A 9,250-nucleotide genomic window follows, 5' to 3' on the forward strand; every position below is an offset into this window, starting at 1 on the left:
GCCCCCCACCGACAAGCACCCCGGCCGCACCCCGCCGGGCGCCGCGCGCACACCCCGTACGACTCCCAGAGGAGCAGGACCCCATGCCACCGTCCCCCCGCATCGAAACCGCCGACTATGTCGTGGTCGGCGGCGGCACCGCCGGCTCGGTGATCGCCTCCCGGCTCACCGAGGACCCGGACGTCACCGTCGTCGTCATCGAGGGCGGCCCGTCCGACATCGACCGCCCCGAGGTGCTCACCCTGCGCCGCTGGCTGGGCCTGCTCGGCGGCGAGCTCGACTACGACTACCCCACCGTCGAACAGCCGCGCGGCAACAGCCACATCCGGCACAGCCGCGCCCGGGTGCTCGGCGGCTGCTCCTCGCACAACACCCTGATCTCCTTCAAGCCGCTGCCGTCCGACTGGGACGAGTGGGCCGAGGCCGGCGCCGAGGGCTGGGACGCGGCGTCCATGGACCCGTACTTCGACCGGCTGCGCAACAACATCGTGCCGGTCGACGAGAAGGACCGGAACGCCATCGCCCGCGACTTCGTCGACGCCGCCCAGGCCGAACTGGGCGTGCCCCGGGTCGAGGGCTTCAACAAGAAGCCGTTCCACGAGGGCGTCGGCTTCTTCGACCTCGCCTACCACCCCGAGAACAACAAGCGGTCCTCCGCCTCGGTCGCGTACCTCCACCCGCACATGGAGGCCGGCGACCGGCCCGGGCTGCGCATCATGCTGGAGACCTGGGCGCACAAGCTGGAGTTCGAGGGCACCCGGGCCACCGGTGTGCGGGTGCGCACCAAGGAGGGCGAGGAGATCCTCGTACGCGCCGGGCGCGAGGTGATCGTCTGCGCCGGCGCGGTGGACACCCCCCGGCTGCTGCTCCACTCCGGCATCGGCCCCAAGGCCGACCTGGAGGCGCTGGGCATCCCCGTCCTCCACGACCTGCCGGGCGTCGGCGAGAACCTGCTCGACCACCCCGAGTCGGTCATCGTCTGGGAGACCCACGGCCCCATCCCGGAGAACTCCGCCATGGACTCCGACGCCGGCCTCTTCGTCCGGCGCGACCCCGAGTCCCGGGGGCCGGACCTGATGTTCCACTTCTACCAGATCCCCTTCACCGACAACCCCGAGCGGCTCGGCTACCAGCGCCCCGCGCACGGCGTGTCGATGACCCCCAACATCCCCAAGCCGCGCAGCCGCGGCCGGCTCTACCTCACCAGCGCCGACCCCGCCGTCAAGCCCGCCCTGGACTTCCGCTACTTCACCGACGAGGACGACTACGACGGCCGCACCCTCGTCGACGGAATCAGGATCGCCCGGCGGATCGCCGCCAGCGAGCCCCTCGCCTCCTGGCTCAAGCGCGAGGTGTGCCCCGGCCCGGAGGTCACCACCGACGAGGAGATCTCCGAGTACGCCCGCCGGGCCGCCCACACCGTCTACCACCCCGCCGGCACCTGCCGGATGGGCGCGGCCACCGACGAACAGGCCGTGGTCGACCCGCAGTTGCGGGTGCGCGGCCTGGAGGGCATCCGCATCGCCGACGCCTCCGTCTTCCCGACGATTCCGGCGGTCAACCCCATGATCGGGGTGCTCATGGTGGGGGAGAAGTGCGCCGAACTGCTCTCCTCGGCCCCGACCGGGGGAGGTGAGGAGCGATGAGCGATACGCCCGTCTTCTCCGTCCGCAACCTCTGGAAGGTCTTCGGACCGAAGGCCGACCGGGTGCCGAACAGCCCCGAGGCCGAGCTCTCCCCGGCCGAACTGCGCGAGCGCACCGGCTGCACCGCCGCCATCCGCGACGTCTCCTTCGACGTCCGCAAGGGCGAGGTCTTCGTCGTCATGGGCCTCTCCGGCTCCGGCAAGTCCACCCTCGTCCGCTGCCTCACCCGGCTCATCGAGCCCACCAGCGGCAGCCTCGCCATCGACGGCGAGGACGTCCTCGCCATGGACCGCGCCCGGCTGCGCGAACTGCGCCGGCACCGCGCCGCCATGGTCTTCCAGCACTTCGGGCTGCTGCCGCACCGCTCCGTCCTCGACAACGTCGCCTACGGCCTGGAGATCCAGGGCATGGGCCGCGCCGAACGGCGCGCCAAGGCCGCCGAGGTGGTCGCGAAGGTCGGCCTGGCCGGACTGGAGGAGCGCCGCCCCGGCCAGCTCTCGGGCGGCCAGCAGCAGCGCGTCGGCCTGGCCCGCGCGCTCGCCGTCGACCCCGAGGTGCTCCTCTTCGACGAGCCGTTCAGCGCGCTCGACCCGCTGATCCGCCGCGACATGCAGGAGGAGGTCGTCCGGCTGCACCGCGAGGAGGGCCGGACGATGGTGTTCATCACCCACGACCTCGCCGAGGCCCTGCGGCTCGGCAGCCGGATCGCGCTGATGCGCGACGGCCGTATCGTCCAGTGCGGCACGCCCGAGGAGATCGTCGGCTCCCCGGCCGACGACTACGTCCGCGCCTTCGTCCAGGACGTGCCGCGCGAGCAGGTCATCACCGTGGGCACGGCCATGCGGCCGGTGGCCGCGGGCGAGGACCCGACCGGCCCCGCGCTCGCCCCCGAGGCCACCGTCTCCGAGGCCATCGAGGCGGTCGCGCGCTCCGGCGAGGCCGCCGCGCGCGTGATGTCCGGCGGCAGGCTCCTGGGCGTCGTGGACCACCGCTGTCTGCTGGACGTGGTGGCCGACACCCGGCCGGCCGCCGACCCCGAGGCGGCACCCGGCACCGGCTCCGCGGCCCGCCCCCAGGGCGCGCCCGGCAGCGGCTCCGCCGCCCGGCCCGAGGGGGCCGCCGCGTGACCGGCACCGACCGGCTCCCGGAACGCACCCGGGGGCGCGCATGAGCACCGCCACCACCACCTCCGTACGCGGCACGCGCACCACCGCCGCCGGCGCCCCGCTCTCCCTGCGGGGCCTGCTCCGGAGCCAGGGCCTGCGCAAGCTCGCCCTGCTCGCCCTCGCCGCGGCCGTCGCCGTGCCACTGGCCCACGCCCACTGGGCGAGCGGCACCTGGCCCGGCGCGCTCACCGTCGATCTGACCCGCCCGCTCACCCACGTCAACGACTGGGTCATCGACAACCGCGACAGCCACCCCCTGTTCCTCTACGTCCTCGGCCACCTCAGCAACGCCGTCGTGCTCTCCGTGCGCGGTGTCTACCTGGTGCTGCTCGCCCTCGGCTGGGCCGGCGTGACGGCCGGTGCCGGGCTCGTGGCCTGGCGCCTGGCGGGCGTGCGCCTCGCCCTCACCACCGCGCTCTCCCTCGCCGTCTGCGGCCTGCTCGGCATGTGGGTGCCGACCATGCAGACCCTCGCCCTGATGATCGTGGCGGTCGCCGCATCGGTCGCCCTGGGCGGGCTGCTCGGCCTCGCCGCCGGCCTGTCCGACCGCCTCTTCCGCGGGCTGCGGCCGGTGCTCGACACCATGCAGGTCATGCCGGCCTTCGCCTATCTGCTGCCGGTCGTCCTGGTCTTCGGCATCGGCGTGCCCGCCGCCGTGCTCGCCACGGTCGTCTACGCGGCCCCGCCGATGGCCCGGCTCACCGCGCTCGGGCTGCGCGGCGCCGACGCGGGCGTGCTGGAGGCCGTGGCCTCCCTCGGCGCCACCCGCCGCCAGCGCCTGCTGACCGCCCGGCTGCCGCTGGCCCGCAAGGAACTGATGCTCGGCGTCAACCAGAGCATCATGATGGCGCTGTCCATGGCCGTCATCGCCTCCGTGATCGGCGCCGGCGGCCTGGGCGACCGCGTCTACCAGGCGCTGTCGACCGTCGACGTCGGCAGCGCGCTCGCCGCCGGGCTGCCCATCGTGCTGCTCGCCGTCGTCCTCGACCGCACCACCGCCGCCGCCGGCGCGCGGATCGGCGCCGAGCCGGCCGGCCCCCGGCTCACCCGCGGCCGGCTCGGCTGGGCCCTGGCCGCCGCCGGCACCGCCGCCGTCGCGGTGGCCGCCCGCCTCGCGGGCCACACGGCCTGGCCCGACGGCTGGACCGTCGCCATCGCCGGGCCCGTCAACCGGGCCAAGGACTGGATGGTCGACCACCTCTACTCCGGGGTCCCCGTCGTCGGCGGCACCGCCGACTGGGCCGGCCGCTTCACCACCTACGTCCTCGACCCGCTGCGCGACGGCCTCCAGGGCCTGCCCTGGTGGGGCGTGCTGCTGATCGTCGCGGCCCTCGCCTGGCTGCTCGGCACCTGGCGCACGGCCCTGACCGCCGTCTCCGCGATGGCCGTGATCGGCGTCCTGGGTGTGTGGAACGCCTCCATGGACACCCTCGCCCAGGTGCTCGCCGCCGTCGCCGTCACCCTCGCCCTGGGCCTGGCCATCGGCGTCGCCGCGGCCCGCAGCCCCCGGCTGGAGCGGCTGCTGCGCCCGGTGCTCGACGTGCTCCAGACGCTGCCGCAGTTCGTCTATCTGATCCCGATGGTGGCGCTGTTCAGCGTCGGCCGCGCCCCGGCCGTCGCCGCGGCGGTGCTCTACGCCCTGCCCGCCGTCGTACGGATCACCACCCAGGGGCTGCGGGAGGTCGACCCCGGCGCGCTGGAGTCCGCCCGCTCCATGGGCGCCACCGGCGCCCAGCAACTGCGCCAGGTGCAGCTCCCGCTCGCCCGCCCCGCGCTGCTGCTCGCCGTCAACCAGGGCGTCGTGCTGGTGCTCTCGGTGGTCATCATCGGCGCGCTGGTCGGCGGTGGCGCGCTCGGTTACGACGTGGTCTTCGGCCTCGCCCAGGGCGACCTGGCGACCGGGCTGGTGGCCGGCGTGGCGATCGTCTGCCTGGGGCTGACGCTCGACCGGGTCACCCAGCCCACGCGCTCCGGCGACCACCACCGGAAGGGGGCCTGACATGGCTCGCACCCGTATCCGCCTGTCGGCCGCCCTGCTGAGCGCCGGCGCGCTGCTGGCCGCCACCGGCTGCGGCGCGGCCGACATGACCAAGCAGGCCTCGCCGTACGCCAACGCCCGCGGGGCGAAGACCGTCACGCTCTCCGTGCAGTCGTGGGTGGGCGCCCGCGCCAATGTGGCCGTCGCCCAGTACCTGCTGGAGCACGAGCTGGGCTACCGCGTGGACACCGTCCAGGTGGACGAGGTCCCGGCGTGGGACGCGCTCAGCCAGGGCCGGGTGGACGCCCTCCTGGAGGACTGGGGCCACCCCGAGCAGGAGAAGCGCTACGTCCAGGAGAAGAAGACGATCGCCCGCGGCGGCGACCTCGGGGTGACCGGCCACATCGGCTGGTACGTCCCGAAGTACTTCGCCGACGCCCACCCCGACGTCACCGACTGGAAGAACCTCAACAAGTACGCGGACCAGTTGCGCACCGCCGAGAGCGGCGCCAAGGGCCAGCTCCTGGACGGCTCCCCGTCCTATGTCACCAACGACAAGGCGCTGGTGAAGAACCTCGACCTGGACTACCAGGTGGTCTTCGCCGGCTCCGAGGCCGCCCAGATCACCCAGATCCAGCGGTTCGCCAAGGAGAAGAAGCCCTTCCTCACCTACTGGTACGAGCCCCAGTGGCTGTTCAACGAGGTGCCGATGGTCGAGGTGAAGCTCCCCGAGCACACCGAGGACTGCGCGGCGAAGGAGCCCGGGGACATCGACTGCGGCTATCCGACCACCCCGCTGCAGAAGTACCTGAACGCCGGCTTCGCCGAGCGGGGCGGCAAGGCCGCCGCGTTCCTGAAGAAGTTCCGCTGGACGAAGGAGCAGCAGAACGAGGTGGCGCAGATGATCGCGTCCAACGGGCTCTCGGCCGAGCAGGCCGCCGAGCGCTGGGTGAAGGCCCACCCCGACGTCTGGCGCGCCTGGCTCCCGTAGGCACCCCTCGCAGGAGCGCGAAGCGCCGGGCGGGCCGCGGCAGCGGCCCGCCCGGCGTTCGTGTTCCTCCCGCGGGGAAATCCACCCCCGTGCTCCGTGCCCCGCCCGTCCGGCCTACCCTGGTGCCCGCCCTTCGGGCATGTACACGAAATCAGAACGGACGTCGGGGGAGAGCGAATGGCAACGACACGGCGCAGACTGCGGTCCGGTGCCGTCATCCTGGGCGGCATGGGCACCCTGGCGGCGGTCCTCACCTCCTGCGGCTCCGAGCCGGACAAGCGCTGCGTGGACCCCAACAGCTACCAGGCCGGCAAGGGCTACAAGATCGTCGACAACAAGCGCTGCGGCTCGTCGAGCGGCTCCGGCACGTCCGGCACCTCCGGCGGCAGCGGCGGCAGCACGGGCAAGGCCGGATCGAAGACCGGCGGCACCGCCAAGGGCGGCTCCGGCGGCGGCGACTGGTACTACGACGGCAAGGCCAGCGGCTCGTACGTCCAGGGCGGCACCTTCGACCGCAAGGGCTTCGGCTCCTCCGGCTCCGGCGGCGGCTGACCACAGGTTCTCGGCCCGCCGGACGAGCGCGACTCACGGAGCACCGGACACCCATGAAGCGGCACACCATCACCCCCCGCGACGGCTGGCAGCGAACCGTCGAGGAACAGGGCCTGATCTACCCCCTGACCCGGCTGCCCGACGGCACCCTGCGCCCGTACTGGGACGAGAGCGCCTACTACTCCTTCTCGCTGCCCGAGGTCGAGGCGCTGGAGGAGGTCGTCGAGGAGCTCCACGCGATGTCCCTGGCCGCGGCCGAGCACATCGTGGCGCGCGGGCGCTTCGCCGACCTCGGCATCCGCGATCCCCGGCTGGCCGAACTCGTCGCCGAGTCCTGGCGGCGGCGGGCCGAGCTGCCGTCCCTCTACGGCCGCTTCGACCTGCGCTACGACGGCACCGGCCCGGCCAAGCTGCTGGAGTACAACGCGGACACCCCCACCTCGCTCGTGGAGGCCGCGAGCCCGCAGTGGTTCTGGATGGAGGAACGTTTCCCCGGCGCGGACCAGTGGAACTCCCTGCACGAGCGGCTGGTCGCCGCCTGGCAGCGGCAGGGCGAGCTGCTGCCGCCCGGCCCGCTGTACTTCGCCCACTCCGCCGGCGACGAGCTGGGCGAGGACCTGATGACGGTCGCGTATCTGCGCGAGACCGCGGTCCAGGCGGGCCTGGACACCCGGGCGATCTCCATGGAGGACATCGTCTGGGACCGGCTCTCGGAGCGCTTCGTCGACGAGGGCTACCGGTTCATCCGCAGCTGCTTCAAGCTCTACCCCTGGGAGTGGCTGACCACCGACCGCTTCGGGCCGCACGTCCTGGAGACCCTCGACAACGGCGGCGGCACCGGCACCACCTGCTGGATCGAGCCCGCCTGGAAGATGCTGCTCTCCAACAAGGCGCTGCTGGCGGTGATGTGGGAGCTGTTCCCCGGCCACCCCAATCTGCTGCCGTCCTACCTGGACGGGCCCCGCGAACTCGCGGACACCACCGGCTACGTGGCCAAGCCGCTGCTCGGCCGCGAGGGGGCGGGCGTCACGGTGCACGAGGCCGGCGCCGCGCCCGTGCTCCGCGACGAGCCCTGCTGCTACCAGGAGTTCGCCCCGCTGCCCGACATGGACGGCAACCGGGTGGTGCTCGGGGCGTGGGTCGTCGAGGAGGAGGCGGCGGGCCTGGGCATCCGCGAGTCGTCCGGCCTGATAACCGACGAGTACGCGCGCTTCCTGCCCCATGTGATCCTCTGACGCACCCCGGCCCCGGCTCGTGAGAACCGGGGCCGGGGCCGGGGTGCCGTGGGCCGTCACGCCCCGAGGACCGCCCGCAGCTGGTCCAGGCCCCAGTCGAGGTCCTCCTTGGAGACGACCAGCGGCGGCGCGATGCGGATCGTCGACCCGTGCGTGTCCTTGACCAGCACCCCCCGCTCCATCAGCCGCTCCGAGATCTCCCGGCCCGTGCCGTGCGCGGGGGCGATGTCCACGCCCGCCCAGAGGCCGCGCCCGCGCACCGCCTCCACCGCGCCGCCGCCCACCAGCAGGTTCAGCTCGTGGTGGAGGTGCTCACCCAGCTCCGCCGCGCGCTGCTGGATCTCCCCGCCGCGCAGCATCGCGATCACCTCCAGGGCCACCGCGCAGGCCAGCGGGTTGCCGCCGAAGGTGGAGCCGTGCTCGCCGGGCCGGAACACCCCGAGCACCTCGGCCGAGGAGACCACCGCCGACACCGGCACCACCCCGCCGCCGAGCGCCTTGCCCAGCAGATACACATCGGGCACCACGCCTTCGTGCTCACAGGCGAAGGTGCGTCCGGTGCGGCCGAGGCCCGACTGGATCTCGTCCGCGACGAACAGCACGTTCCGCGCCCGGGTCAGCTCCCGCACCCCGGCCAGATAGCCGGGCGGCGGCACCAGCACCCCGGCCTCGCCCTGGATCGGCTCCAGCAGCACCGCCACCGTGGTGTCGCCCACGGCGGCCTCCAGCGCGGCCAGGTCGCCGTACGGCACGATGTCGAACCCGGGGGTGTACGGGCCGTAGTCGGCGCGTGCCTCGGGGTCGGTGGAGAAGCTGATCACCGTCGTCGTACGGCCGTGGAAGTTGTCCGCGGCCACCACGATCCTGGCCTGCCCGTCCGGCACGCCCTTGACCCGGTAGCCCCACTTGCGGGCGGTCTTCACGGCCGTCTCGACCGCCTCCGCCCCGGTGTTCATCGGCAACACCATCTCCATGCCGCACAGCTCGGCCAGGCGCGCGCAGAACTCCGCGAACCGGTCGTGGTGGAAGGCGCGGGAGGTGAGGGTGACCCGGTCGAGCTGGGCCTTGGCGGCGTCGATCAGCCGCCGGTTGCCGTGGCCGAAGTTGAGCGCGGAGTAGCCGGCCAGCAGATCGAGATAGCGGCGCCCGGCCACGTCGGTCATCCAGGCGCCCTCGGCGGAGGCGACCACGACCGGCAGCGGGTGGTAGTTGTGCGCGCTGTGTTCCTCGGTGGCCGCTATCAGCGCGGCCGTCGGGTCTGCGGAGGTGTGCGCGGTCGTCACGGTCGTGGCTCCGTTCTCGTGCGGAGGGTACGGGCTCGGGGACTGCGGGCTCGGCGGGCTCGGTGTGCCGCCGCGGGCCCGGCGGTCGCGTACGGGACCGGCGGGAGCGGCACCCCCCTTTCTATCGTCGCGCGCCCCGATTGCGTACAAACCTCGCGACGGTCGCGAACGGCTGGGCACGAGCCCCCGGCACCGGCCGCCGCGCACGCCCTAGACTGTGCGGCGCGCACCCGCGACTGGCGAACGTGGAACCGACCACGAGGAAGCGGTGCGCCGCAACGCACACGGGGTGCCGCCCGCCTGGGCACCCGGGGACGCAGTGACTCACCGAGTGACGCACGACAGCACGACGCGACACCGCCCACCGCCCCGGAGGACACCATGACCCTGCCCCTGGCC

Annotated in this window: 7 protein-coding genes and 1 riboswitch; of the genes, 6 read left to right on the top strand and 1 reads right to left on the bottom strand. The window is 73.5% G+C overall.

Annotated features, from left to right (window positions below; translation table 11 throughout):
• Window positions 1-83: 83 nt before the first annotated feature.
• The 6 genes from ACSNOD_RS23845 (at window position 84) to ACSNOD_RS23870 (ending at window position 7,568) form a co-directional block, all read left to right on the top strand.
• The gene (locus ACSNOD_RS23845) at window positions 84-1,646 is read left to right on the top strand and encodes a GMC family oxidoreductase (RefSeq protein ID WP_436769080.1); all 1,563 of its coding nucleotides are present in this window, start codon (window positions 84-86) and stop codon (window positions 1,644-1,646) included.
• A complete protein-coding gene (locus ACSNOD_RS23850; RefSeq protein ID WP_436769081.1) occupies window positions 1,643-2,773 on the top strand; it encodes a quaternary amine ABC transporter ATP-binding protein in 1,131 nt (376 codons plus the stop codon). The genes ACSNOD_RS23845 and ACSNOD_RS23850 overlap by 4 nt, the downstream gene beginning before the upstream one ends.
• Window positions 2,774-2,813: 40 nt before the next feature.
• Window positions 2,814-4,811 (top strand): ABC transporter permease, encoded by a 1,998-nt coding sequence (locus tag ACSNOD_RS23855; protein WP_436769082.1) that lies wholly within the window; start codon window positions 2,814-2,816, stop codon window positions 4,809-4,811.
• Window position 4,812: 1 nt separating this feature from the next.
• Window positions 4,813-5,781, top strand: a complete 969-nt coding sequence (locus ACSNOD_RS23860) for an ABC transporter substrate-binding protein (protein WP_436769083.1) — start codon at window positions 4,813-4,815, stop codon at window positions 5,779-5,781.
• Between the two features lie 177 nt (window positions 5,782-5,958).
• Window positions 5,959-6,333 carry a hypothetical protein gene (locus ACSNOD_RS23865; protein ID WP_436769084.1) on the top strand — a complete coding sequence of 125 codons (375 nt, stop codon included), beginning with the start codon at window positions 5,959-5,961 and terminating at the stop codon, window positions 6,331-6,333.
• A gap of 53 nt (window positions 6,334-6,386) precedes the next feature.
• Complete coding sequence (locus ACSNOD_RS23870) at window positions 6,387-7,568, top strand: glutathionylspermidine synthase family protein (RefSeq protein WP_436769085.1); 1,182 nt, start codon at window positions 6,387-6,389, stop codon at window positions 7,566-7,568.
• A gap of 56 nt (window positions 7,569-7,624) precedes the next feature.
• Here ACSNOD_RS23870 and rocD read toward each other — a convergent pair whose 3' ends face one another.
• The gene (rocD, locus tag ACSNOD_RS23875; RefSeq protein WP_436769086.1) at window positions 7,625-8,851 is read right to left on the bottom strand and encodes an ornithine--oxo-acid transaminase; all 1,227 of its coding nucleotides are present in this window, start codon (window positions 8,849-8,851) and stop codon (window positions 7,625-7,627) included.
• Between the two features lie 222 nt (window positions 8,852-9,073).
• Window positions 9,074-9,164, top strand: a riboswitch (ZMP/ZTP riboswitch).
• Window positions 9,165-9,250 lie beyond the last annotated feature (86 nt).

The organism is Streptomyces sp. URMC 123 (assembly GCF_051386515.1).
In the GTDB taxonomy this organism is placed as follows: Bacteria; Actinomycetota; Actinomycetes; order Streptomycetales; family Streptomycetaceae; genus Streptomyces.